Consider the following 24284-nt stretch of genomic DNA (forward strand, 5'->3'; position numbering starts at 1 on the left):
AACCATCTGATAAACGGGTACCAGTTCTTACTTATACTGGTACTGGCACTACCATGCAGGAGATGTTATGGCGCTGATGTCTGAACCTGTCACCTCTCTCCAGGATGACACCCGCAAGCAGCTGGGCGCGTTTTTGCGTGCCCGGCGCGAAAGCCTCGATCCGCAGCGGCTCGGCTTACCGCGCAGCGGCCGTCGCCGCACGCCGGGCCTGCGCCGGGAGGAGGTAGCGATGCTCGCGGATGTCGGTGTGACCTGGTACACCTGGCTGGAACAGGGCCGGGACGTCAATCCGTCCAGCGCGGTGATGGCCGCCATTGCAAAAGCGCTGCAATGCACCCCGACCGAAGCCCGGCATCTTTTTGTGCTTGCCGGTTTGCCGCCGGGCGAAGCCCCGCAGGCGGTGTGCTGTGAGGGGATCAGCGAAGGCACGCGTCGCCTGCTGGATACCCTGATGCCGAAGCCTGCCAGTATTCAGAAACCGAATTTCGATATCGTGGCGTGGAACGACAGCTTCGGACACCTGATGGGCGTCGATTTCAACGCTATCCCGCCGGAAGATCGCAACTGTATTTACCTGTTCCTCACCCATCCGGCGTGGCGCGCGCGGCTCGGCAAACGTGACGACGTGCTGCCGATTTTCGTCTCCTACTTCCGCGCGGCAATGGCTGAGCACCGTGGCGACCCGCTCTGGGAAGCGAAGCTGGCGCGTTTTTTTGCGGTGTCTGAGGAGTTCAAAACCCTGTGGCACCAGCGTAACGACGTGCGCGGCGTGGAGAACCAGCTCAAGCTGTTCACCCATCCCGAGCTGGGGGATTTTCATCTCCAGCAGATGTACTGGTACTCTGCGCCGCGAAACGGATCGCGGCTGCTGGTCTATTTACCGGTGGACGAGGCGGGGGAGAGGGCGATGGCATGGCTGGAGGCGCAGGGGAAATAATTTTTTGCGAGGGGCTTTCAGGGAATAAGAGCTGGCTCTGCTAAGCGGATGAGACAGGTATAAGGTGGCGTTTAACTTAAACCAACCGACTGAATCGACATCATTTCGATGAGGGATTAAGTCGACTATACTCACGCCATGAGAAACAACAAATGTCGCCACTGATGATTGATTCCGCAGACTTCAGCCAAAAACTCGGCCTTATCTCCCGAAACGTCGAACACACCGAAGCGTTCCTGGCACGAGGTACGGCGGATTTTCATCTGCCGGGGTTTCTGCTGCCTGTGGGATACCGGCTCCTGAAATCGCGTTATGGTGATGAATATCGTCTCGTGACCACCGATGACGGCAAACCTTATACGGCGTATGCCGTAAAGCTTAAATTTCATAAAGAAATTACCTTTCCCCACGGTGCCGCCACGCAGGTGATGGTGTGGCGTACTCCGCGTGCCGTTCATCAACGCGTGATAAGCGGGTTGCCACAACTCTTTTTTCAGTGGGTGCTAAGCGAATACGACATCGTTGTCTCTGACAGCGAACAAACGGGAGACGGGCAACGGTTCTGGCTGCGCATGATCGACTGGGCGTTTACCATGAACTATCGCATTAGCGTGGCGGACGGTACGGTGGGAGAAAAGTGGACGTTAACGCCCGTAAATTCCTACGCTGAGCTGGAAGAGCGCTGGATTGCTTTTGCCTGGGGAAACGATCGTGAGGTCCATCCGCATCGCAGGCTTGTCATCAGTAAAGCGTAACGGGCCGCATGCAGCGGCCCATTTTCATTAGCATTCAGTCACAATCGTGCTCAGCGGCAGGCGAGACTTCGGCAGCGTGGCATTGAAATCCTCAACGCTGTGATGCCCAACCGGCACCACCACCAGGCTGGTGAAGCCTTTCTCTTTCAGGCCGAACTCTTCGTCGAGGATTGCGGCATCGAAGCCTTCAATCGGCACTGCGTCCAGGCCCATCGCGGCCACGCCCAGCAGGAAGTTGCCGACGTTCAGGTAAACCTGCTTCGCCATCCACTGGTCGTCATCTTTCAGATCCACGCGGTGCATGTCGGCAAAATAGCACCGGCCTTTGTGGTTCGCGGCTTTTGCTTCTGGCGTGGCGAAACGGCCGTCAGCCTCTTCCTGATCGACGACGCGCTCAAGCCAGGCATCGTCCATCGCGGTTTTCGCGCAGAACACCACCACGTGAGAGGCATCCAGCATTTTGCGTTCGTTAAACACATAGGTGCCCGCCGCGGATTTTGCCACGCGCGCTTTACCCTCTTCAGTGCTGGCAACAATAAAGTGCCACGGCTGGGAGTTGGTGCTGGACGGGCTGTATTGCAGCAGCGTTTTGATTTTTTCCGCTTCTTCTGCGGTCAGTTTTTTGGCTGGGTCGAACGCCTTGGTAGAGTGGCGTTTCAGGGCGACAGAAATAATATCCATAACAACTCCTGGTGATGAAATTCGCCCGCGGGCGGGCGTGAAAGGAAAGCAGATTACCGCGCGAAGCGGGAAAAGATAAGTGCGATTCGAGCGCTTATTCTGTTCGTCTCAGACGAACAATCAGGCTGGCCGAATCCACTTCTGATCTTTTTTCGGCAGTTTATCAACGACCAGATTCCACGAATCCGTAATCAGGTCGGTGACCAGTTCAGGCGTGATGTCGTCCGTGCCATAAAGGGAGATCCAGTGTTTTTTATTCAGATGGTAGCCAGGCTCCACGCCACGGTAGATCTGCTGATTGAGCAGCGATTTTTCCGGATCGGATTTCAGGCTGACGTGGGCCCGACCGTGAGCGGTCGCCATCAGCATAAAAATTTTCCCGCCCACCTTAAACACGTCATACTCCGGGCCAAACGGCCAGCAATGTTCGGTAAAAGGCATCTCCAGCGCGACGCGTCTGGCATGTTCCTGCAAGGCTTTACTGTCCATGGCTCTCTTCCTCAGCAAGCCCGCGCCACATGGCTTCAAAGCCCAGCGCTTTAAAATCGACGGCACGGGACGGATCGCGCGCGGCAAACTCCATGGTGGTTTCAGCCAGCGATAAGAATATTGCATCACCGAAGGTCTTAAACTCGTCAGACATAAACACCGGGCGCACCGAGCGGTGACACAGTTCGTGTATTTCCGGGAACATGTCTTTCACCGCCTGCTCGGTTTCAATGTTCAGCTTTTCACTGACGCCAATCTGGCGGATAGCCGCATGCGCCAGGGGGTTACGAATGCCCCAGTCCACATAGCTATTCCAGATATTACGGGTATGCTCTTTTGGCTGGGTGATGGTGCGATCGAGGTTTGCCAGCATGGTCTGGCAAAGATCCTGCTTCAGATGCAGATAGAGGGCATTCAGCAGATCGTCTTTGGTAGCAAAGTAGCGAAACAGTGTCCCTTCAGCGACGCCCGCATTACGGGCAATTAACGCCGTTGAGGCGGCAATACCTGACTGCGCAAACGCAGCCGTTGCTGCTTCCAGTAAGGCCTGTTTTTTATCTTCACTCTTCGGACGTGCCACTAAATTTTTCCTCCCGTCAATTGTAAAAACCCTGATTGAAACACGTGCTTTGCCACGCTGCAACGCGGAATGTCAAAGATCGAAAACCTTCTTGACGGCGTAATCATCCTATCTATAATGAGTGCTTACTCACTCATAATCAAGTTCAACCCGCGCAAACTATCGGACAGGGCGCGTTGGCGGGTCAGGATAATGAAAAAGCCTCTATTCATCTGCGTGGTGTTAGTCATGATTATTGCTTCAGCTGCCAGTTTACCGTTTGTACTGAATGCCGGATTTGGCCAGCCACCGCAGGGTGCGCAGCTCTCTGAAGTGGAGGCCTCTCCGCACTATCGCGACGGGCAATTCCATAACACGCTCCCTACGCCGGGCTTTACCGGGCAACAAAATATGCTGGTGGCGTGGTGGCAGTTTCTTACCCGTAAAACCGAAAACGCCCGTCCTGCGCAGCCGCTGCCGCTGGTGAAAACCGATCTGGCGAGCCTGTCGCCTGAACAGGACACGCTGGTGTGGCTCGGCCACTCCTCCTGGTATATGCAGCTGGCGGGGCAACGAATCCTGATCGATCCGGTTCTGAGTAACTACGCCGCACCGTTCTCCTTCCTCAATAAAGCCTTTGCGGGGGAGTACCCGTGGCGTGCGGAGAGCATGCCGGAGATCGACCTGCTGATTATCTCCCACGATCACTATGATCATCTGGATTACGCCACCATCAAGGCGCTGCTGCCGAAGGTTAAGCGCGTGGTCACCCCGCTGGGCGTGGGTTCGCATCTGCGCTACTGGGGGATGAACCCTGAGATTATCGACGAGCGGGACTGGAACCAGTCGGTACGTATCAGCGATGCGCTGACGGTTCACGTGTTGCCGGCGCGCCATTTTTCCGGGCGCGGCATTAAGCGTAACCAGACCCTGTGGGGCAGCTTTATGTTTGTCTCTCCGGAGCAGAAGGTCTACTACAGCGGAGACTCCGGTTATGGCCCGCACTTCAAAGCGATTGGCGAGCAGTTTGGCGGAGTTGACTTAGCCATTATGGAAAACGGCCAGTACGACCAGGACTGGAAGTACATCCATATGCATCCGGCGGAAACGGCGCAGGCCTCGGCAGATCTCAATGCCAGAGCGGTCGTACCGGGACATAACGGGCGTTTTGTGCTGGCGAAACATACCTGGAACGATCCACTGATCCAGCTGGCGAAAGCCAGTAAGGATAAAAACTACCGGCTGCTGACACCGGAGCTGGGCGAGCCCGTGCGGGTGAGTGATACCACGCAACAATTTCGCGAGTGGTGGGAATAATGTTTAAGCGAGAAGCAGAGGGGGAGAGCAGTATGACGATTTCCGCTCAGGTCATTGATACGATTGTCGAATGGATCGATGACAACCTACACCAGCCGTTACGCATCGAAGAGATTGCCCGCCATGCGGGTTACTCAAAATGGCATTTACAGCGGCTGTTTATGCAGTACAAAGGCGAAAGTCTGGGGCGCTACATCCGCGAACGCAAGCTGCTGATGGCGGCGCGCGATCTGCGTGAGTCAGACGAGCGCGTGTACGATATCTGCCTGCGCTACGGGTTTGACTCGCAGCAGACGTTTACCCGCATCTTTACCCGCACCTTCAACCAGCCGCCCGGGGCGTACCGCAAAGAGAACCATAGCCAGACACATTAACATGTCGCGTGTAGGCCGGGTAAGGCGTAGCCGCCACCCGGCTTTTTTGTGGGCTCGGTGCCCGTAATTGCCCGGTGGCGCTGCGCTTACCGGGCCTACAAATCACTTACCACCGATAATTCACCGTCGCCGTCACCGTCCGCCCAATCCCGTAGAAGCACGCCGTATCGCTTGCGCATGACGCCACATACTTCGTGTCCGCCACGTTATTGACGTTGAACTGCACGCTTGCCCCTTTCAGGCTGCGGTTCATCTCGCCCAGATCGTAGCGCAGCATCGCGTCATACAGATCCACCGATGGCACCTTAAAGGTGTTCTTCGCATCGCCGTAGCTGGTGCCGATGTAGCGCATCCCCACGCCAGCGGTCAGGCTCTTCAGCGCGCCGCCCGGAACGGTATAGCTGGCGAACGCCGATGCCATATGCGTCGGGATACGCGCCGGGGTCTTGCCCTCGGTGCCCGCCACCGTGGTGCTTTCGGTTTTTGCATCGGTGTAAGTGTAGGAGCCAATCAGGTTGATGTTATCCATCAGCGTGGCGTGGATTTCCGCTTCAGCGCCTTTCGAACGCACCTTGCCCGCATTTTCGAACCAGCCTTCAGCGCTGTTATAGGTCGCTACGTTGTCCTGAGTTAAATCGTACAGCGCGAGAGTCATCAGCGTGGTGTCTACCGGCTGATATTTCAGGCCAATCTCGGTCTGCTCCCCGGTAGTAGGCCTGAATGGCGCGACGCCCGGCGCACGGTTGGTTTGCAGGTTCGGCTCAAACGACGTGCTGTAGCTAATGTACGGCGAGAGACCAAAATCGAACGCGTACAGCAGGCCAGTGCGCCAGGTAAATTTGCTGTCGTTCTGCTGCGTAAAGCTATTATCGGTGAAGTCGTTGGTACGCACTTCGCTCCAGTCGTAGCGCCCGGAAACCAGCCACTCCCAGTTGTTCCAGCTCATCTGATCCTGAAGATACAGCCCCATCTGGTCGAGATTTTGCTGCTCGTCGGAGGCCGTTTTGAAGGTGCTTTCATCCACGTTCACGCCGTAAACCGGGGTTGTCCAGTCGAGGTCATACTGTGAGCCGCTCCCGCGCGCCAGCAGCTGTTTATCCTTGCTTGTCTTGTAATCAAACCCGCCGAGCAGGGTATGGCTGACGCTCCCGGTCTCCAGCAGATATTCCAGCTGGTTATCGAGGCCAAATTCATTGGTCGTGCGCTCTTCACGCTGGGCGCGACGGGTCAACACCGTGCTGTTGGCCGCGCTGTTGGCGTAAACCAGATAACGGTATTTCTGCTTGATGGTGGCGTAACGGGCGTTCTGGCGGAAGGTGAGGTTGTCGGCGAACTGGTGTTCCAGCTCGTAGCCAATCATCGTCTGCTCGCGCCAGGACTGATTGTAATTCGGATCGCTGACGTTAAAGTCGCGCGGGATGTACTTCCCGTCGACGCTTTTCACCGTGCCATACGCGGGCAGGAAGTTGCGGTATCCGGCATCCGGATCTTTCTGGTAGCTGGTCAGCAGCGTAAAGCGGGTCTGATCGTTCGGATACCAGGTGATCGCCGGGGCGATCGCCATCCGCGTCTCTTTATAATCGTCCACCTGATTATGCTGCGTACGGGCGATACCGTTCACGCGATACAGTACGCGGCCGTCGTCGCTCAGCCTGCCGCCGAAATCAAACGCACCTTCGGCGAGATCGTTATTGCCGGTGCGGAACTGCACGTTGTGAATGGCCTCCGCCGTCGGGCGCTTGCTGGTCATGCTGATTAACCCGCCAGGATTCACCTGACCAAACAGGACCGACGCCGGGCCGCGCACCAGCTCCACGCGCTCCAGCAGCCACGGGTCAACTGTGCCCGTCTGTGATGAGGCCGTTGCGCCAAAGCTTAAGCCGTCGAGGAATTTTGGCACGTAGCTAAAGCCGCGCACAAACACCTCGTCGTTACGGTTAGACGAGCCCCGGTATTCGGTAAACACGCCCGCCGAGTAGCGCAGCGCCTGCGAAACGGATGTGACGTCCTGCATGTTCATTTGATCGCGGGTGATCACCGATACCGACTGCGGCGTCTTCACAATCTCCGCGCTGGTCTTGGTGGCGGAGAGCGTTTTCGTCGCCACAATGCCTTTTACGGGCGCAGTGGGCTCTTCACTCACGCCCTGCGTCACCGTAATCGTTTCTTCTTTCATTTCTGCATGAGCCGCGACGCTGGTCGTCGCCAGACTCATCAGCCAGAGATACATTATCTTATTATTTTTAAACATTTTTATTGAACGTCCTTGGTTGCTATCGCCATAAAAACACCGGTAAATCGCCGTTGATGATATTGCAAATTATTACCATTTGCATTAGCGTTGTTAACAAATTTCGTTGGGGAACAAGCGGTAATGAAGAGGGTATGGAGTGGGTTGCTGTTGGGGATCGGCGCGCTGCCCGCCGTGGCGGCAACGTGCGAGCAGTCGTCCCGGCAGGGCGATGTTCAGGGAAAGTTTGATGCCAGCGGCGAAGTCTGCTTCTCCCTGCCTGAACTGGGTGAAAATTACGTTTCCGCCACGCTGAATGGCGTGACGGATGCGCGCCTGCTGGATGGGCAAAACCGCCGCATCCGCACGCTGATCGAAAACGGTCCTGCGGACGGGGAACACACGCTGCTGTTTGCCCTGCCGGTGAAACAGAACACCTCGCTGGTGCTACACGGAGAAGCCGGCAAGCCGTGGCGTTTTCAGTGGCGGATGAAAGAGACCTCTCCGTTACCACGCGTGCAGATGCTGGCTCCAGTAAGCCCGACGCTAAAGGCGCTGGCAAACGTCATTTCTGCCGGTGGAAGTACCGAGGCGTTCTGGCAGGCGCAGCGTCGACAGGGAACGCCAATGGTGGAACCGGTAGATGCGAACCATAAGCGCGTGACCTTTCTGTGGCGCGGCGCGCGGGATAACGTCTTCATTCTCGGCTCTCCGGCGGGGGATCACGATCCGCTGTTCCGCCTGGGCAACAGCGACGTCTGGTTCCGCAGCTACGTGGTCCCCGCTGATACGGTGATGCAATATAAGCTCGCCCCCGATGTGCCGATCGTTGAAGGCTCTGCCCGCGATCAACGCCGCGCCATCCTGGTGAGCGCACAGGCCGATCCGCTTAACCCGAACACCTTTGGGGAGCAGAAGGCGGATCGATGGAACCGTTACTCGCTGCTCGATCTCAGCCCGGCGCGCTACTGCTCCGTTCAGGCCACGGCAAAGCCGCTGGTGCACGGGACGTTGAGCCGTCAGAGTTTTTCCAGCCACATCCTCGGCAACGCCCGCGACGTGATGATCTACAAACCGCGCGGCGCACAGCCCGCACGCTGGACGTTAATTCTGTTCGACGGGCAGATTTATCAGGACGAATACCATTTCGCCAACGTGCTGGACGGTCTGATTGCCCGGCATCACCTGCCACCGATTAACGTGGTGTTTATCGACAGCCTCGATCACGCCCGTCGCGGCAACGAGCTGCCGCCGAACCCGGAATTTGCTGACTTTATGGCGCACGAGCTGATGCCGTGGCTGCGCGGGCAGGGCATCGCGATGCAGCGGCAGAAAACGGTGCTGGCGGGGTCGAGCTACGGGGGAATCGCGTCGTCATGGGTGGCGCTGCGCTATCCGCGCCTGTTTGGCAACGTGCTGAGCCTTTCCGGCTCCTACTGGTGGGCGCCGAAAGGTGACGCCCCCGGCTGGCTGAAGCGTCAGTACCAGCAGTCGCCGCCGTATCCGGTGCGCTTCTGGTTACAGGCCGGAAAGTTTGAAACCACGGGGCCGGGCGGCGGCATTTATCGCACCACGCAGGATTTTGAACAGGTGCTGAAGGAAAAAGGCTATCGCGTCAGCTTCCACCCCTCATCCAGCGGCCACGACTACGCGGCCTGGTGTGAAGCACTGATCCACGGGATGCGCGATCTTACTGGCTTACGACGCCAGTGAAAACCAGCGGCGCCAGATGAAACGCAGGATAAAGAATTCGATGGCGCCGAGCACCAAAAACCACAGACAGAACAGAATGGTGTACAGCTGATTCAGATCGACCATATGAAAGCTCTGAACCAGTTTCTGCGCCAGCACCAGACCCAGCGACGGCGCAGGTAACAGCAGACAGGAGAGCAGGGCCATCAGCAAAATGCCCCCTGCGGTGAGCAGCGATTCTAACGGGTGTTTCATCGTAATGTTAATCGTGAGTTAAAAATGTCATTGTCCGGCATCCTGAAACGTAAAGCAATATCATCCCCACTGGCAAAATTGAGTGAAAGGCCACCGTTATTTTGCGAGTTAATAACGGAATATAGATAATATTTCCGGGGCGATTAAATTAATATCGCGTAATGTAAATAAACGTCTTTTTCACGAAAATAATTTTACAAAGCTATAGGTGCTATATCCAATTAACGTCGCAATAACAATGGCTGCGACAATGTATAACGCCAGGCGCCGCCCGCGATAAATACCAAACATGCTTCCTCCTCGTTTAGTGTTGGTTTAGAAATATTTTGTAAAAATCAACGCGTCGAAATAATTTTAATCAGTTTTGAATAACCGGGTAGTCAATATATTGCGGTAGATCAATTTAACCCGCAAGACTTAAAAATGAATTATTTAAAGCCAGAAAGGAATTCCGGCTTCCGTCCACCGGATATTGAAGGAAAAATACCATGACCAAAAAAAATTTCTCGCAGAATATGCCACCCGCAGGCGGGCAGGCGTACCAGCAGACCGTAGAGCAGGTGCTTGCTCAGGCGCAGAGCCAGGCGAATGGCCTGGGCCGCACCGAGGCGCAGGCGCGTTTGCAGAAGCATGGCCCGAACGCGCTGCCGGAGAAAAAAGGCAAGCCGGGCTGGCTGCGTTTTCTCGCGCATTTTAACGATGTCCTGATTTACGTCCTGCTGGCGGCCGCCGTATTAACGGCTGTAATGGGACACTGGGTTGATACGCTGGTTATCCTGGGTGTGGCGGTAATCAATGCCTTAATTGGCCACATTCAGGAAAGTAACGCAGAAAAATCCCTGAAGAGTATTCGCAATATGCTCTCCAGCGAGGCGCGCGTAATTCGTAATGGTAACCATGAAACCATCCCGACGACGGAAATCGTCCCGGGCGATATTATTGTGTTGCGCGCAGGAGATCGTATTCCGGCGGATATGCGCTTAATCGAAGCGCATAATTTACGCGTGGAAGAGGCAATTCTGACCGGCGAATCCACCGTGGTGGATAAACACATTAATCCGCTGAGCGGTGAACTGCCGCTGGGCGACCGCACCAATATGGTCTTCTCCGGGACGACCGTAAGCGCGGGCGGTGGCGTTGGCCTGGTCACCGCGACCGGTAAGGATACGGAGCTCGGCCACATCAACCAGATGATGGCGGGCATTGAAAAGCACCGCACCCCGCTGCTGGTGCAGATGGACAAGCTGGGCAAAGCGATTTTCGCCATCATTCTGGCGATGATGGCCGCGCTGTTTGTCTTCAGCCTGGTGTTCCGCGAGATCCCGATGGGCGAGCTGCTGCTCTCCCTGATTAGCCTGGCGGTAGCCTCCGTACCGGAAGGTCTGCCGGCGATTATCTCCATCATCCTCTCTCTGGGCGTACAGGCGATGGCGCGTAAGCGGGCGATTATCCGCAAGCTGCCGACGGTTGAAACCCTGGGCGCGATGACCGTGGTCTGCTCGGATAAAACCGGCACCCTGACCATGAACGAGATGACGGTGAAAGCCATCATTACCGCCGATGCGTGCTATCGCGTGGACGGCAACAGCTACGAGCCGGTGGGCAACCTCTACCTCGAAGGCAGCGACGAGCCGGTGCAGATCCAGCCGGGCACCGTGCTGGAGCAGTACCTGCGCACCATCGACCTGTGTAACGACAGCCAGCTGATTCAGGACGAGCGCGGCCTGTGGGGCATCACCGGCGGCCCGACCGAGGGCGCGCTGAAGGTGCTGGCGGCAAAAGCCCAACTCGCACCGGTCGAGACCACCCTGGTCAACAAGATCCCGTTCGACTCGCAGTACAAGTACATGAGCACCCACTACCAGATTGGCGGTGAGGAGCAGATATTGATCACCGGCGCGCCGGACGTGATTTTCGCCCTGTGTGAGCAGCAGCAGACCCGCAACGGTGCGCAAGCCTTTGACCGCGCGTACTGGGAAACGGAGATGGAGCGCTATGCGCGTCAGGGGCTGCGCATGGTCGCCGCGGCGTTCAGGCCAGCGAACGGTGAGCAGGCACTGACTCACGACGACCTGAGCCACGGCCTGATCTTCCTCGGCATTGCCGGGATGATGGATCCGCCGCGTCCGGAAGCGATTGAGGCAATTAACGCCTGCCAGCAGGCGGGGATCCGCGTGAAGATGATCACCGGGGATCACCCGCAGACGGCGATGAGCATAGGCCAGATGCTGGGGATCACTAACAGCGAGCAGGCGGTCACCGGCTATGAGCTGGAGAAGATGGACGACGCGGAGCTGGCCGAAGCGGCGGTGAAGTATGACATCTTCGCCCGTACCAGCCCGGAGCATAAGCTGCGCCTGGTGAAAGCGTTACAGGACAAAGGCGAAATCGTCGGCATGACCGGTGACGGCGTGAACGATGCGCCAGCGCTGCGTCAGGCGGATGTGGGTATTGCGATGGGCATCAAAGGCACGGAAGTCACCAAAGAGGCGGCGGACATGGTCCTGACGGACGATAACTTCGCCACCATCGCCAGCGCGGTGAAAGAGGGGCGTCGCGTTTACGACAACCTGAAGAAGACCATTCTGTTCATCATGCCGACCAACCTGGCGCAGGGGCTACTGATTGTGATTGCGCTGCTGGCGGGGAATATCATTCCGCTGACGCCGGTGCTGATCCTGTGGATGAACATGGCGACCTCCGCCACGCTCTCCTTCGGCCTGGCCTTCGAGGCCGCCGAGCGCAACATAATGCGCCGCCCGCCGCGCCAGACCGGGCAGCACGTGATGGACGCCTACGCCGTATGGCGCGTGGCTTTCGTCGGCACCATGATTGCCATCGCCGCCTTTGCGCTGGAAGCCTGGCTGGCCCCGCGCGGGCACAGCGCGGAGTTCATCCGCACCGTGCTGCTCCAGATGCTGGTCTGCGCCCAGTGGGTGTACATGATTAACTGCCGCAACACCGAAGGGTTCTCCCTGAACCGCGGCCTGCTGGCGAATAAAGGGATCTGGCTGGTAACGGGCGTACTGTTCCTGCTCCAGGCGGCGATCATCTACCTGCCGTTTATGCAGATGCTGTTCGGCACCGAAGCACTGCCGCTGCGCTACTGGTTCGTGACGCTGGCGGTGGCGGGGGTGATGTTCTTCGTCGTCGAAATCGAGAAGCGACTGACCCGCAGGTTCCGTAAGGCTGCATAACTAAAACCTTACCCCTCACCCTGCCCTCTCCCCAAAGGGGAGAGGGTGTTCAAGTTCCCTCTCCCCTTTGGGGAGAGGGTTAGGGTGAGGGGAAAATACTGAGGTACTCCCATGAAACTCCCGCTCCTGTTCATACTCCTCGCCGCTACCCTGCCGCCCGCATTCGCCGCAGTCATTCCCGTGCGTGTCGCCACCGTGGAGCAAACCGCCCATGCCGCCGAACGTCAGATCCCGGGTCGCATCGAAGCGATTCACACCGTTGAACTGCGCGCGCGTACGGAAGGCGTGATTACCAAAATCCACTTCCGCGACGGCCAGTACGTGAAAAAAGGTGACGTGCTGTTCGAGCTGGACGACGCCGAGCCGCGCGCCGCCCTGCGCCTGGCGCAGGCCGAGGTGAGAAGCGCCGAAGCCACGCTGCGTCAGGCGCAGCAGCAGCTTTCCCGCTTTGAAAGCCTGGGCAGCAGCAACGCCATCAGCCGCCACGACGTAGACAACGCCCGCATGCAGCGAGACGTAGCGAGCGCCGCGCTGGAGCAGGCGAAAGCCCGGCTCGACACCCGCAGCGTCACCCTCAACTACACGCGCATTACCTCACCGATTGACGGACGCGTGGGGCACAGCAACTTTCACGTCGGCAGTCTGGTGAATCCTGCCAGCGGTGTGCTGGTGGAGGTGGTGCAGCTTGATCCGATCCGCATTGCCTTTGCGCTGGAAGAGGGCGCGTTTGCCACCAAAGCCGGACAGCATGCGGATATCATCGCCATGAAGCAGGCCTGGCAGGCGCTGATTGACAGCAACGGCCAGCGCATCAGCGGGGAACTCACCTCCGTGGACAACCGCATCGACCCGCGTACCGCCAGCGTGATGCTGCGTGCCGAGTTCGCCAACCCGCGCCATCAGCTGCTGCCCGGCGGCAACGTGAACGTCTACCTGCGTCCGGCAAGCGAGCTACCGGTGCTGACCCTGCCCGCCGCTGCCGTACAGCAGAATGGCGACGGGTTCTTCGCCTGGGTGGTTAACGCCGAGGATAAAGCCGAAATGCGTCCGCTTAAGGTCGCCGGGCAGATGGGCCAGCAGTTCCAGATTGCCTCCGGCGTTAAGCCCGGTGAGCGAGCAATTACTGACGGTGCGCAGCGCGTGCAGCCAGGCGCTGCCGTTCATATACTGAATTAAGGAGCCATCATGCTGACGTTTTTCATCAAACGCCCGCGCTTTGCGATGGTGATTGCGCTGGTCATCACCCTGCTGGGGGCCATCGCGCTGAGGATTATTCCGGTGGAGCAGTACCCGCAGATCACACCGCCGGTCGTGAATGTGTCAGCGTCATGGCCGGGCGCCAGCTCGGCTGACGTGGCGGAGGCCATCGCCACGCCGCTGGAGACGCAGCTGAACGGGGTGGATCATATGCTCTATATGGAGTCCACCAGTTCGGACGAAGGCACGTATAGCCTGAACATCACCTTTGCGGCGGGCACCGATCCGGATCTCGCCGCCATCGACGTGCAGAACCGCGTGGCGCAGGCCGTGGCGCAGCTGCCGACCGAGGCACAGCAAAACGGCGTGCAGGTGCGCAAGCGCGCCACCAACCTGATGATGGGGGTAAGCCTTTACTCACCAAATAACACTCACACGCCGCTGTTCGTCAGCAACTACGCCAGCACCCAGGTGCGCGAGGCGCTGTCGCGACTGCCGGGCGTCGGGCAGGTACAGATGTTTGGCGCGCGCGACTACAGCATGCGCATCTGGCTGCGTCCGGACCGCATGAATGCCCTGAACGTGACCAGCGATGACGTGGCGCAGGCGCTGCGCGAGCAGAACGTGCAGGGGGCGGCAGGCCAGGTCGGCACGCCGCCGGTGTTTAACGGCCAGCAGCAGACGCTAACCATCAACGGGCTAGGGCGCTTAAACCAGGCCGACGACTTTGCCAACATCATTATCCGCACCGGGGAGATGGGCCAGCTGGTGCGCCTGAAGGACGTCGCCACCATTGAGCTTGGCTCGCGCAGCTACAGCTCGGGCGCGCAGCTGAACGGGCATGACTCCGCCTACCTTGGCATCTACCCGACGCCGTCCGCTAACGCCCTGCGCGTGGCCGATGCGGTGCGCGCGGAGCTGGAACGGTTATCCACGCGCTTCCCGGACGATCTGGTCTATGAAGTCAAATTCGACACCACCTCGTTTGTGGCCGCTACCATCAAAGAGATTGGCGTCTCGATGGCGCTGACGATGCTGGCGGTGGTGGTCGTGGTGTCCCTGTTCCTGCAAAGCTGGCGCGCGACGCTGATTGTCGCCCTTGCCATTCCGGTGTCGCTGGTGGGCACCTTTGCGGTGCTCTACGCGCTCGGCTACTCCGCGAACACGCTCAGTCTGTTCGCCATCATTCTGGCGCTGACCATGGTGGTGGATGACGCCATCGTGGTAGTGGAGAGTGTCGAAACGCTGATGGCGGAAGGGCAGAGCCGCACGGCGGCGACCGCGCTGGCGCTGCGTCAGATTGCCGGGCCGGTGATTGCCACCACGCTGGTGCTGCTGGCGGTGTTTGTACCGGTGGCGCTCCTGCCGGGGATCGTGGGCGAGCTGTACCGCCAGTTCGCGGTGACGCTCTCGACCGCCGTCACGCTCTCAAGCCTCGTGGCGCTGACCCTGACGCCCGCGCTCTGCGCGATGCTGCTGCGCCCGCGTCCGGCACAGCCCGCCGCCGTTTTCCGTGGGTTCAACCGCGGGCTGGACGCCACGCGCACGCTTTACACCCGGATCGTGAGCGTGTTCAACCTCCGTCCGTGGCTGGCGCTGCTGGCCACCGCAGGCGCGGCGGCGGTGGTGGTATTCAGCTTTATGTCGATGCCAAAGGGCTTCCTGCCTCAGGAGGATCAGGGCTACTTCTTCGCCAGCGTCCAGCTGCCGGAGGCAGCCTCGCTGGAGCGCACCGAAGCGGTGATGACCACCGCGCGCGAGCTGATCGCTAAAAACCCGGCGGTGGAAGACGTGATTCAGGTCTCCGGGTTTAACATCCTCAACGGCACCAGCGCATCGAACGGCGGGTTTATCTCCATCATGCTCAAAGACTGGAGCGAGCGTCCGCCGCTGGATGAGGTGATGGGCACCCTTCAGCGCCAGCTGCTGGCCCTGCCGGAAGCCACCATCATGACCTTTGCACCGCCGACGCTGCCGGGGCTGGGCAACGCCTCCGGCTTCGATCTGCGCATTCAGGCACAGGCGGGGCAGAGCCCGGCGGAGCTGGAGCGAGTAACTCGCGAGGTGCTGGCGAAAGCCAACCAGCACCCGCAGCTGAGCCGCGTGTTCACCACCTGGAGCAGCAACGTGCCGCAGATGACGCTCACCGTTGACCGTGAGCGCGCGGCCCGCCTCGACGTGCCGGTGTCGCGCATCTTCAGCAGCCTGCAAACCGCCTTTGGCGGCACGCGCGCCGGGGATTTCAGCGTCAACAACCGCGTCTATCACGTGGTGATGCAGAACGAGATGCAGTGGCGCGAGCGCGCAGAGCAAATCAGCGAGCTGTTCGTGCGCAGCAACAGCGGCGAGCGGGTGCGTCTGAGCAACCTCGTCACCATCACGCCGACCGTCGGCGCGCCATTTATTCAGCAGTACAACCAGTTCCCGTCGGTATCGGTGAGCGGCTCGGCAGCGGAAGGGGTGAGCAGCAGCACCGCAATGGCGGCGATGGGCGAGATTCTGGCGGAAAACCTGCCAGCCGGGTACGACTACGCCTGGAGCGGCATGTCGTATCAGGAGCAGCAGACCGGGAATCAGGCGATATGGATTGTGCTGGCGGCGGTGGTGATGGCGTGGCTGTTCCTCGTCGCCCAGTATGAGAGCTGGACGCTGCCGGCGAGCGTGATGCTCTCGGTGCTGTTCGCCATCGGCGGAGCGCTGGTCTGGCTGTGGCTGGCAGGCTATGCCAACGACGTGTACGTGCAGATTGGTCTGGTGCTATTGATAGCCCTCGCCGCCAAGAACGCGATCCTGATCGTGGAGTTTGCCCGCGCCCGGCGTATGGACGGAATGGCGATTGTCGATGCCGCGCGGGAAGGGGCATCGCGCCGCTTCCGCGCGGTAATGATGACCGCCGTGTCGTTCATCATAGGCGTCCTGCCGATGATGCTGGCGACCGGGGCGGGCGCCCAGAGCCGCCGTATCATTGGCACCACGGTGTTCAGCGGCATGCTGGTAGCCACCGTGGTGGGGATAGTGTTCATCCCGGCGCTGTTCGTGCTGTTCCAGCGCCTTCGCGAATGGGGGCACGGCCTTACGGACTCGTCGCCCACAGCTCACAGTGCTTCTGCACCAGAGAAATCAGCGAGCCGCCATCGGCGATAAAGTCCCGCATGCGCTGCGCCTCGCTCTTGCCCTGCTTTAACAGCAGGGCAATTTCCTTGATGGCGCTCGTCGCGCCGAGTTTCTCGGCCGACGGTGCAACCTGCTCCAGCAGCCAGGCGATATCCTCCGCCACGGTTTTGTGCTCGCCGGTATGCACGTCCGTCAGAATGCCTTCCAGCCCGTAGCGACAGGCCTGAAAACGGTTAAAGCGGTACAGCAGAAAATCCCGTTCCTGATGCTTATAGGGCCGCGCAGTCAGCAGCCAGTGCGACGTCGCCTGAATAAGCCCGGCGATGTTAATGGCGTGACCGAGCGTCAGCGGCGTATCCATCACCCGCACCTCCACGGTGCCAAAGTGCGGGCTGGGGCGGATGTCCCAGTGCAGATCCTTAATGCTGTCGATCATGCTGGTGGAACTCAGGCGGCGGAACAGCCCCTCGAACTCCTGCCAGCTGTTGACCCACGGCATCTGGCCGTTATCCGGGAACCCGGAAAATATGTTGAGCCGCGACGAGGAAAACTTGGTGTCCGTGCCCTGCATATAAGGCGACGACGCGGCGAGGGCGATAAAGTGCGGCACGAAGCGCGACAGGCCGTGCAGCAGGTAAATCGCGTCGTCCCCGTTTCGGCATCCCACGTGCACGTGCTGGCCGAACACCGTCGCCTGCAAAATCAGATAGCCAAAGCGCTCCAGCGTGACGTTATAGCGCTCGTCGTCACACACCTCCTGCCGCTGCCATTTCTGGAACGGGTGCGTGCCGCCGCCGCAGATCTGGATGTGCTGCTCCGACGCCGCCCGCAGGATGCTCTGCTGCATCACGGAGAACTGCGCCGCCGCCTGGTCGATTGTCTGGCAGACACCGGTGGCGATTTCGAGCATGCTTTCGGTGATGTCGTGTTTGACTTCGCCCCCTTTGATGTCGTCTTTGACGGCGGCGATGAGGGCAGAGGAGTCCTGGCTCAGATCGTAACCCGGCGGGTTAACCACCTGGAGTTCGAGCTCAATGCCGAGGGTATAAGGTTCAGAGGACTTGAAATCGGGTAAGGGCATGGCGCACTCCGTTGTCTGTTATGTGTTGAGTATAGACAATGGGCGTGGCGCGCTCTTTTCAGGGTGGTATAACTGATAGCAGGCTTAGCAAAAGGGGAGTGACCCATGTCTGACTATCCAACCATTGCGCTGATTGGTCCCGGTGCGATTGGCACCACCATTGCCGCGGTGCTGCATGACGCGGGCCGTACGCCGCTGCTGTGCGGTCGCACCGCGCATCCGGTATTACGCCTGCGTCACGATGAGGATGAAACTGTGGTGCCCGGTCCGGTACTCACCGATCCCACCGTCATTACCCGCCCCGTAGACCTCGTTTTTGTGGCGGTAAAAACGACGCAAAATGCCAACAGCGCCGGGTGGCTGCGCGCCCTGTGCGATGAAAACACCGTGGTCTGCGCGCTGCAAAACGGCGTGGAGCAGAAAGCCCAGCTTGCGCCTTTGGTCAACGGCGCAACGGTGCTGCCGTCGGTGGTCTGGTTCCCGGCGCAGCGCGAGCCGGACGCCTCCGTCTGGCTGCGGGCAAAACCGCGTCTGACGCTACCGGATGTGCCGCAGGCGCAGCGGGTGGTCGAGGCGCTTCGCGGGACGCGCTGTGATGTTGAGCTCTCGACAGATTTCACCACCGTCGCCTGGCGCAAGCTGCTGCAAAACGCGGTCGCCGGGCTGATGGTGCTGGCCAACCGCCGCGCCGGGATGTTCAGACGCGAGGATATCAGCGAGCTGGCCCTGGCCTACCTGCGCGAGGGGCTTGCCGTCGCCCGCGCCGAAGGGGCGAAGCTGGACGATGCGGTGGCCCAGGAGATTCTGGCGAACTTCCAGCGTGCGCCCGAGGATTTAGGCACGTCAATCCTTGCCGACCGTCAGGCCGAACGCCCGATGGAGTGGGATATTCGTAACGGCGTGATCCAGCGCTATGGCCGCAGGCATGGTATTGCGGTGCCCATCAGCGACGTGGTGGTACCGCTGCTGGCGGCGGGGAGCGAGGGGCCGGGCTAACGGCCGCTGTTTTTCCGTTCGGCGAGCGTGACGGTGGAGCAATAATCTGGGGATAGTCAGCCTTAAACACATATGCGAAACTTACCGCTTCTGAAAAAATGTGGTGGGACCCGCTCAATGTCAGAACCATCTTCGCAGTGCCTGTTTAATGAAGGAATGATTGCTTTTCCTGAGGGCTATCAGGACCGTACCGTCAATGTCTTCGCGCCGCCTGCAGCGGATGCGCCCGCGTTCAACATTTCCCGCGATGCCCTCAACCCCGGCGAAGCGCTTGCCGCGTATATCGATCGCCAGCTCGCCCTGATGGCAAAGCACATCAAGGGCTGGAAGCAGGGTGAGCGCAGCACCGCTACGCTGGGCGACAGCCTTTTACAGGGGGAAACCGTCCATGCCAGCTACCTGCGCGACGGGAAACGCATCTGGCAGCAGCAGGCCGTGTTTAACGTCGACGGCGATAAAATCCTGGTGTTCACTATGACCTGCACCCGCGCGCCGGGCGATGCCGACGGCGCGCTGTTTGGCGATCTTCTCAGGAGCTTCCGCTTCCACCATTAACTTCAGGGACCGTTGTTATGTTTGAAGCAGCACGCGTTGGTGATGATATCGGCCACTCCGGTGCGCTGGCCGGGATGATTGCCGGAACGATTGTCGGTGGCCTGATTGCCGCCGCCGGGGGCATTCTGGCGGGGGCCATGTTTATTGCCGGTCTCGGCGCATCCTGTCTTGGCGTGGGCGTCCTGCTCGTCGGCGCCAGCCTGGCCGTGGGATATTACACTGGGGAGCTAGCGACTGCCGCCAGGGACAGCATCGCCGACGCCGGGGCATCCAGCATGACGAAGAAAGGCGTCATCACCTCCGGCTCGCCCAACGTGTTTATCAACGGTAAACCCGCCGCGCTTGCCACCGATAGCACCGTCGACTGTTCTGACGACGGCTCGCAGCAGATGGCCGAAGGCTCTAAGCGTGTCTCCATTAACAGCCAGCCAGCGTCCCGCATCGGGGATCGCACCACCTGCGACGCGAAGGTGATGACCGGTTCAGACAACGTCATTATCGGCGGCGACCCGCAGCAAACCCTCCCCATTCAGTCTGAAGTCCCCGAGTGGCTCTACAAGGTCTCCGATCTTACCCTGCTGTTCGCCGGGCTTCTCGGCGGCTGGGGCGGCGCCGCTGGCAAAGTCGGGGCGCTCTCTAAGCTGCTGGGCAAAATCCCCGGCATCAACAAGCTGGCCCGTATCGCCTGTCGCGCCGGCACGCTGATGACCGGCGTGGCGGCCGCGGGGATCATCGCCCGCCCGGTGGATATCGTCAGCGGACAGAAGTTTCTCAGCGGGGATGATGAACTCGATTTCGTCCTGCCTTCCCGTCTGCCGGTGCGCTGGCAGCGTTACTGGCGCAGCGGCAATCCCGGCGACAGCGTGCTGGGCCGCGGCTGGAGCCTGTTCTGGGAAAGCCGCCTGGAGCCGTATCAGGACGACCTGGTGTGGCGCGCACCGTCCGGCGATTACGTCGCCTTCCCGAAGGTCCCGAAAGGGATGCGCTCCTACTGCGAAAGCGAAAAAAACTGGCTTGAACATCACCAGGACGACAGCTGGTCGGTGTATGACGTCAGCGGCGAGCGCTGGCACTATGCGCCGCTGCGGGATGATGCCCCGTCGCTGCTCCAGCGCCTCTCCGAACCCTGCGGCAACGATATCCTCTTTGAGTGGAATGCGGATAATACCCTGCATGCCCTGACCGACAGCGCGGGCCAGCGCGTGGTCTGCCGCTACGACCGCGACAGGCTCGTTGGCGCCTGGCTGGATGACGAGATCTGCCTGGTCAGTTACGCTTATGATGAACAGCGCCAGCTGGTCTCCGTGACCGGCCGGGGCGGTAGCGTGCGCCGACGCTTCAGCTGGCAGGACGGGCTGATGAGCGCTCATGAGGACGCCAACGGCCTGCTGAGCGAATACCGCTGGCGGGAGATTGACGGCCTGCCGCGCGTGGTCGGCTTCCGCCATAGCGGCGGCGAACGGCTGACGTTCGAATACGATTTTGAGAACGGCACCCGCCGCGCGACCCGCGAAGACGGCGCGCAGGCGCACTGGCTGGTGGATGACGACGACAACGTCGCGCGCTTCACGGATTACGACGGTCGCCAGACGACGTTTGTCTACCGCGACGGCGAGCTCTGCCACGTCATTCTGCCGGGCGGGGCGATGCGCCGCAGCACGTGGGACAAATACGGCCGCATGACCAGCGAGACGGACCCGGCGGGCCGCCGCACGGAGTATCACTGGCATCGCCTGACCGACCGCATCACCCGCACGGTTTACCCGGACGGTACCTCATCGCAGGCCATGTACGACCTTCGCGGTCGCCTGCTGTCGGAGACGGATCCGGCCGGTAGCACCACCGCGTATCGCTATCCCGATGATGAAGAATTCCTCCCGGAGAGCATCACCGACGCCATCGGCGGCGTGGTGCGCCTGGTCTGGAACCACCAGGGGCTGCTGACGCAGCGCACCGACTGCTCCGGCAGCGTCACCCGCTTCACCTACGACCGCTTCGGGCAGCTGATTGCCAGCGAAGATGCAGAAGGGAATATCACGCGGCGGGAGTGGAGCCGTGCCGGGCTGCTCAGCGCCGTGATCCATCCGGACGGCAGCCGCGAGTCGCTGGTGTGGAACGAACGCGGCCAGCTCACGGGCTGGCGCGACCCGCTGGAAAGCGAGGTGAGCTGGGCCTATAACGCGCTCGGCCTCCCGGTCAGCCTTACCGACCGTATTGGTCGCGTGCGCCAGTGGCGCTACGACCCGCGCGGTAACCTGCTGCGACTCGATAACGGCAACGGGGCGGAATACCGCTTCACCTACGACGCCGTGGGCCGCCCGCTCAGCGAAACGCGCCCGGACGAGACCGTGCGCCATATGGAATGGGACGCGCGAGGGTTCCTTTGCGCGCTCGAAGAAAACGGACGGCCTGCCGCCGACGGCGGCATCGCCCGTCGCGTCCAGCAGTTCAGCTATGACGACAGCGGGCTGCTGATCGGGCGCACTCAGCGCCACGCGGAGTACCGCTACTTCCGCGACCTGAGCGGCCAGATTACCCGCATCCGCCGCACGCCGACGGCCGAAGGCGTTGCCCTGGGTATCGAAAGCGATGAGATCGCTTACCGCCACGACGCCGCCGGGCGCGTGCTGAGCGAGTCCGGCATTAACGGCGCGGTAGGCTACGAATGGGATGCCCTGAGCAACCTGACCGGCCTGACGCTGCCCGGCGGGCAAAAGCTGGCCTGGCTGCACTACGGCTCCGGCCACGTCAGCGCCATCCGCTTCGGGCAGCAGCTGGTGACCGAGTTCACCCGCGACCGCCTGCACCGCGAGGTGCGCCGCACCCAGGGTGCGCGCGAGCAGCTCCGCCAGTATGACAGCCTCGGCAGACGCACCCTGCAGTGCAGCGAATTGAGCACGGACGTGACCCTGCCGGAGCAGGCGCTACTGGAACGCCTGTACCGCTACACCGCGCGCGGTGAGCTTTCCGGCGTCAGCGACACCCTGCGCGGTGAGGTGGATTACGGCTACGACGCCGAAGGGCGTCTGCTGAAGCACTACGAGGCCCGACAGGGACACAGCCGCGCGCAGTTCAGCTACGACGCCGCGGATAACCTCGCCGCCAGTGACGATGCGGTACCGGTCACGAATAACCGCCTGCAGCACTGGCAGGCGCTGTTTATGAAATACGACCACTGGGGCAACCTGGTCAGCCGCCGCAACGGGCTGTATGAACAGCATTACGCGTATGACGCCGAGAACCGGCTGGTATCCGCCCGGGGAACCGGGCCGGAAGGGCGGTTTGAGGCGCGCTATCACTACGACGCGCTGGGCCGCCGTACGCGCAAAATCGTCACCACGACGCACGGCACCACCGACACCCGCTTCCTGTGGCAGGGCTACCGCCTGTTGCAGGAGCAGCAGGCGAGCGGGCTGCGCTGCACCTATGTATACGACCCGAATGAAGCCTGGAGCCCGCTGGCGCGTGTGGATCACCTTCGTGACCAGAGCAGCGGTGAGATTTACTGGTTCAATACCGATCTGAACGGTGCTCCGCTGGAGGTCACAGACGAGCGCGGCGCGGTGCGCTGGAGCGGCCAGTACGGCAGCTTTGGCGAGGTGCGCCACCAGAGCGAAGGGTTCTCACGGTTGGTGAATCGCACGGCGATGGCACACCAGCCGCTTCGCTATGCCGGGCAGTACGCTGACGGTGAAACGGGGCTGCACTATAACCTGTTCCGCTACTACGACCCGCAGGTCGGGCGGTTTATTGTGCAGGATCCGATTGGGCTGAATGGCGGGTGGAACCTTTATCAGTATGCGCCGAATCCGTTGGGGTGGATTGATCCGTGGGGGTTAGCAGGTGTCAGGCTCCCAAGAAATAATGGCCATTGGGACGGTATACCAGGAGAAAGTAACTGGTATTCATATAATGACAAAGTTAATGCAGTTACATCGAACCAGCCTATACCTTTCAGTGAAGGAAGGCCTGATTTTTCTGCGTGGTCAAAAGGTACACTTACTTTCGAAGATGGTGTGCTGAATGGGACGGATAAAGATTTTTCAAAAGTATATAGTGCCATTGCAGAGAAAAAAGGCATTACACAGAAAGCGGCTCAGAATTTGTTAAGGGAAAAAATGCTTACTCCACATCATCTGAGTGCGAATACTATAATTCTTGTCCCAAGAGATCTTCATGGCAATGTGCCACATATTGGCTCCGCATCAGATATGAGGAGGAAAGGAAAATGTTGAAAAAATTAGAGCGCTTTGGAGCGAAACCGACATCATTACCATTAGATGAACTGAAAAAAAATTTAAATACATTAGAAACATCAATAGGGCCTATTCCTGAAAGTTATCGTGCCTATTTACTTCATTTTGGCGTTTCTGTTCTTTTTGATGTAAATATTGTTTTCAAGGCGTTACAACCATCTCCGTGGTCTGATGAGCAAGGAAACGATACGCTTGAGTCTTTGTACGGCCTTGCAGAATCGGGTAAAGAATATACTGTCTTTGAAATGGCTGATACATACCGGAGTGATTTTCGCGATCAATGGTTACCGATAGGAGCCTCGTCTGGTGATAATCAAATCTGTCTTTGCCTCAAGGGAGGTATGTCGGGAGAGATCTGGTTTTGGGATCACGAGTCTGATCCAATATTCAATGATTCGGTAGTGACCTCCGGGCTGACGAAAATAGCAAACTCCTTCGACGAGTTTGTTGATATGCTTACTGCTCAGGATGATAAAATAGATGCATCAGGGGTAGTTAAAGTCGATCTTGATTTTTAATAAAAGTGTACTTGCGGTGAACCTGGCGAAGCCCATCTATTGCTGTAAGGTGGGTGTAGCTGGTGCAGCATATCACAGCAT

The 24284-nt window shown here is 59.5% G+C and carries 18 protein-coding genes; 12 read left to right on the top strand and 6 right to left on the bottom strand.

Features of this window, described 5'->3' with window-relative positions; translation table 11 throughout:
- Window positions 1-67: 67 nt before the first annotated feature.
- Window positions 68-937: a helix-turn-helix transcriptional regulator gene (locus ACQG11_RS15820; RefSeq protein WP_022647328.1), complete on the top strand. Its 870-nt coding sequence runs from the start codon at window positions 68-70 to the stop codon at window positions 935-937.
- Between the two features lie 152 nt (window positions 938-1089).
- Complete coding sequence (locus tag ACQG11_RS15825) at window positions 1090-1692, top strand: hypothetical protein (RefSeq protein WP_302215542.1); 603 nt, start codon at window positions 1090-1092, stop codon at window positions 1690-1692.
- 27 nt (window positions 1693-1719) lie between these two features.
- Here ACQG11_RS15825 and nfsB read toward each other — a convergent pair whose 3' ends face one another.
- The 3 genes from nfsB to ACQG11_RS15840 form a co-directional block, all read right to left on the bottom strand.
- On the bottom strand, window positions 1720-2373 hold the full coding sequence (gene nfsB / locus ACQG11_RS15830) for an oxygen-insensitive NAD(P)H nitroreductase (RefSeq protein ID WP_003858884.1): 654 nt from the start codon (window positions 2371-2373) through the stop codon (window positions 1720-1722).
- Between the two features lie 120 nt (window positions 2374-2493).
- Window positions 2494-2862 carry an MmcQ/YjbR family DNA-binding protein gene (locus ACQG11_RS15835; RefSeq protein WP_022647330.1) on the bottom strand — a complete coding sequence of 123 codons (369 nt, stop codon included), beginning with the start codon at window positions 2860-2862 and terminating at the stop codon, window positions 2494-2496.
- Window positions 2852-3442: a TetR/AcrR family transcriptional regulator gene (locus ACQG11_RS15840; RefSeq protein ID WP_023299509.1), complete on the bottom strand. Its 591-nt coding sequence runs from the start codon at window positions 3440-3442 to the stop codon at window positions 2852-2854. The genes ACQG11_RS15835 and ACQG11_RS15840 overlap by 11 nt, the downstream gene beginning before the upstream one ends.
- Window positions 3443-3634: 192 nt before the next feature.
- On the opposite strand from ACQG11_RS15840, the gene ACQG11_RS15845 reads away from it, so the two are divergent.
- Together ACQG11_RS15845 and ACQG11_RS15850 are read left to right on the top strand one after the other, a co-directional pair.
- Window positions 3635-4738 (top strand): RomA family MBL fold metallo-hydrolase, encoded by a 1104-nt coding sequence (locus ACQG11_RS15845; protein WP_022647332.1) that lies wholly within the window; start codon window positions 3635-3637, stop codon window positions 4736-4738.
- A gap of 32 nt (window positions 4739-4770) precedes the next feature.
- On the top strand, window positions 4771-5112 hold the full coding sequence (locus ACQG11_RS15850; protein ID WP_017694370.1) for a RamA family antibiotic efflux transcriptional regulator: 342 nt from the start codon (window positions 4771-4773) through the stop codon (window positions 5110-5112).
- Between the two features lie 106 nt (window positions 5113-5218).
- Here the strand turns inward: ACQG11_RS15850 and ACQG11_RS15855 are convergent, their stop codons facing one another.
- Window positions 5219-7363 carry a TonB-dependent siderophore receptor gene (locus ACQG11_RS15855; protein WP_284098009.1) on the bottom strand — a complete coding sequence of 715 codons (2145 nt, stop codon included), beginning with the start codon at window positions 7361-7363 and terminating at the stop codon, window positions 5219-5221.
- A 123-nt stretch (window positions 7364-7486) separates the two neighbouring features.
- Between ACQG11_RS15855 and ACQG11_RS15860 the strand changes: the two genes are divergently transcribed.
- Complete coding sequence (locus ACQG11_RS15860) at window positions 7487-9055, top strand: alpha/beta hydrolase-fold protein (RefSeq protein WP_426728558.1); 1569 nt, start codon at window positions 7487-7489, stop codon at window positions 9053-9055.
- Here ACQG11_RS15860 and ACQG11_RS15865 read toward each other — a convergent pair.
- A complete protein-coding gene (locus tag ACQG11_RS15865; protein ID WP_048965785.1) occupies window positions 9041-9289 on the bottom strand; it encodes a DUF1158 domain-containing protein in 249 nt (82 codons plus the stop codon). The two genes, ACQG11_RS15860 and ACQG11_RS15865, sit on opposite strands and share 15 nt — an antisense overlap.
- Window positions 9290-9777: 488 nt before the next feature.
- Here ACQG11_RS15865 and ACQG11_RS15870 point away from each other — a divergent pair, with 488 nt between their 5' ends.
- The 3 genes from ACQG11_RS15870 to ACQG11_RS15880 all read left to right on the top strand — a co-directional run bounded on the left by ACQG11_RS15870 (window position 9778) and on the right by ACQG11_RS15880 (window position 16827).
- Complete coding sequence (locus tag ACQG11_RS15870) at window positions 9778-12486, top strand: cation-transporting P-type ATPase (protein WP_426728559.1); 2709 nt, start codon at window positions 9778-9780, stop codon at window positions 12484-12486.
- 111 nt (window positions 12487-12597) lie between these two features.
- Window positions 12598-13662 carry an efflux RND transporter periplasmic adaptor subunit gene (locus ACQG11_RS15875; protein WP_426728560.1) on the top strand — a complete coding sequence of 355 codons (1065 nt, stop codon included), beginning with the start codon at window positions 12598-12600 and terminating at the stop codon, window positions 13660-13662.
- Window positions 13663-13671: 9 nt separating this feature from the next.
- A complete protein-coding gene (locus tag ACQG11_RS15880) occupies window positions 13672-16827 on the top strand; it encodes an efflux RND transporter permease subunit (protein WP_426728561.1) in 3156 nt (1051 codons plus the stop codon).
- Here ACQG11_RS15880 and ACQG11_RS15885 read toward each other — a convergent pair.
- A complete protein-coding gene (locus ACQG11_RS15885) occupies window positions 16757-17878 on the bottom strand; it encodes a YbdK family carboxylate-amine ligase (protein WP_022647338.1) in 1122 nt (373 codons plus the stop codon). The two genes, ACQG11_RS15880 and ACQG11_RS15885, sit on opposite strands and share 71 nt — an antisense overlap.
- A 105-nt stretch (window positions 17879-17983) precedes the next feature.
- Here ACQG11_RS15885 and ACQG11_RS15890 point away from each other — a divergent pair, with 105 nt between their 5' ends.
- The 4 genes from ACQG11_RS15890 to ACQG11_RS15905 all read left to right on the top strand — a co-directional run bounded on the left by ACQG11_RS15890 (window position 17984) and on the right by ACQG11_RS15905 (window position 24203).
- Entirely contained in the window at window positions 17984-18874 is an 891-nt protein-coding gene (locus ACQG11_RS15890) for an oxidoreductase (protein WP_426728562.1), read from the top strand.
- A 117-nt stretch (window positions 18875-18991) separates the two neighbouring features.
- On the top strand, window positions 18992-19429 hold the full coding sequence (locus ACQG11_RS15895) for a DcrB-related protein (RefSeq protein WP_023299516.1): 438 nt from the start codon (window positions 18992-18994) through the stop codon (window positions 19427-19429).
- Window positions 19430-19446: 17 nt separating this feature from the next.
- Window positions 19447-23664 (top strand): RHS repeat-associated core domain-containing protein, encoded by a 4218-nt coding sequence (locus ACQG11_RS15900; protein WP_426728563.1) that lies wholly within the window; start codon window positions 19447-19449, stop codon window positions 23662-23664.
- Window positions 23658-24203 carry an SMI1/KNR4 family protein gene (locus ACQG11_RS15905; protein ID WP_063150387.1) on the top strand — a complete coding sequence of 182 codons (546 nt, stop codon included), beginning with the start codon at window positions 23658-23660 and terminating at the stop codon, window positions 24201-24203. Before ACQG11_RS15900 ends, ACQG11_RS15905 begins: the two co-directional genes overlap by 7 nt.
- Window positions 24204-24284: the final 81 nt, after the last annotated feature.

The organism is Enterobacter cloacae complex sp. 372C4 (assembly GCF_050030615.1).
In the GTDB taxonomy this organism is placed as follows: Bacteria; Pseudomonadota; Gammaproteobacteria; order Enterobacterales; family Enterobacteriaceae; genus Enterobacter; species Enterobacter intestinihominis.

Excerpts from the sequence above, each read along its gene's own strand:
- ACQG11_RS15820 (WP_022647328.1), top strand. The coding sequence starts at position 68 with ATGGCGCTGATGTCTGAACCTGTCACCTCTCTCCAGGATGACACCCGC.
- ACQG11_RS15825 (WP_302215542.1), top strand. The coding sequence starts at position 1,090 with ATGTCGCCACTGATGATTGATTCCGCAGACTTCAGCCAAAAACTCGGC.
- nfsB (WP_003858884.1), bottom strand. The coding sequence starts at position 2,373 with ATGGATATTATTTCTGTCGCCCTGAAACGCCACTCTACCAAGGCGTTC.
- ACQG11_RS15835 (WP_022647330.1), bottom strand. The coding sequence starts at position 2,862 with ATGGACAGTAAAGCCTTGCAGGAACATGCCAGACGCGTCGCGCTGGAG.
- ACQG11_RS15845 (WP_022647332.1), top strand. The coding sequence starts at position 3,635 with ATGAAAAAGCCTCTATTCATCTGCGTGGTGTTAGTCATGATTATTGCT.
- ACQG11_RS15850 (WP_017694370.1), top strand. The coding sequence starts at position 4,771 with ATGACGATTTCCGCTCAGGTCATTGATACGATTGTCGAATGGATCGAT.
- ACQG11_RS15855 (WP_284098009.1), bottom strand. The coding sequence starts at position 7,363 with ATGTTTAAAAATAATAAGATAATGTATCTCTGGCTGATGAGTCTGGCG.
- ACQG11_RS15860 (WP_426728558.1), top strand. The coding sequence starts at position 7,487 with ATGAAGAGGGTATGGAGTGGGTTGCTGTTGGGGATCGGCGCGCTGCCC.
- ACQG11_RS15865 (WP_048965785.1), bottom strand. The coding sequence starts at position 9,289 with ATGAAACACCCGTTAGAATCGCTGCTCACCGCAGGGGGCATTTTGCTG.
- ACQG11_RS15870 (WP_426728559.1), top strand. The coding sequence starts at position 9,778 with ATGACCAAAAAAAATTTCTCGCAGAATATGCCACCCGCAGGCGGGCAG.
- ACQG11_RS15875 (WP_426728560.1), top strand. The coding sequence starts at position 12,598 with ATGAAACTCCCGCTCCTGTTCATACTCCTCGCCGCTACCCTGCCGCCC.
- ACQG11_RS15880 (WP_426728561.1), top strand. The coding sequence starts at position 13,672 with ATGCTGACGTTTTTCATCAAACGCCCGCGCTTTGCGATGGTGATTGCG.
- ACQG11_RS15885 (WP_022647338.1), bottom strand. The coding sequence starts at position 17,878 with ATGCCCTTACCCGATTTCAAGTCCTCTGAACCTTATACCCTCGGCATT.
- ACQG11_RS15890 (WP_426728562.1), top strand. The coding sequence starts at position 17,984 with ATGTCTGACTATCCAACCATTGCGCTGATTGGTCCCGGTGCGATTGGC.
- ACQG11_RS15895 (WP_023299516.1), top strand. The coding sequence starts at position 18,992 with ATGTCAGAACCATCTTCGCAGTGCCTGTTTAATGAAGGAATGATTGCT.
- ACQG11_RS15900 (WP_426728563.1), top strand. The coding sequence starts at position 19,447 with ATGTTTGAAGCAGCACGCGTTGGTGATGATATCGGCCACTCCGGTGCG.
- ACQG11_RS15905 (WP_063150387.1), top strand. The coding sequence starts at position 23,658 with ATGTTGAAAAAATTAGAGCGCTTTGGAGCGAAACCGACATCATTACCA.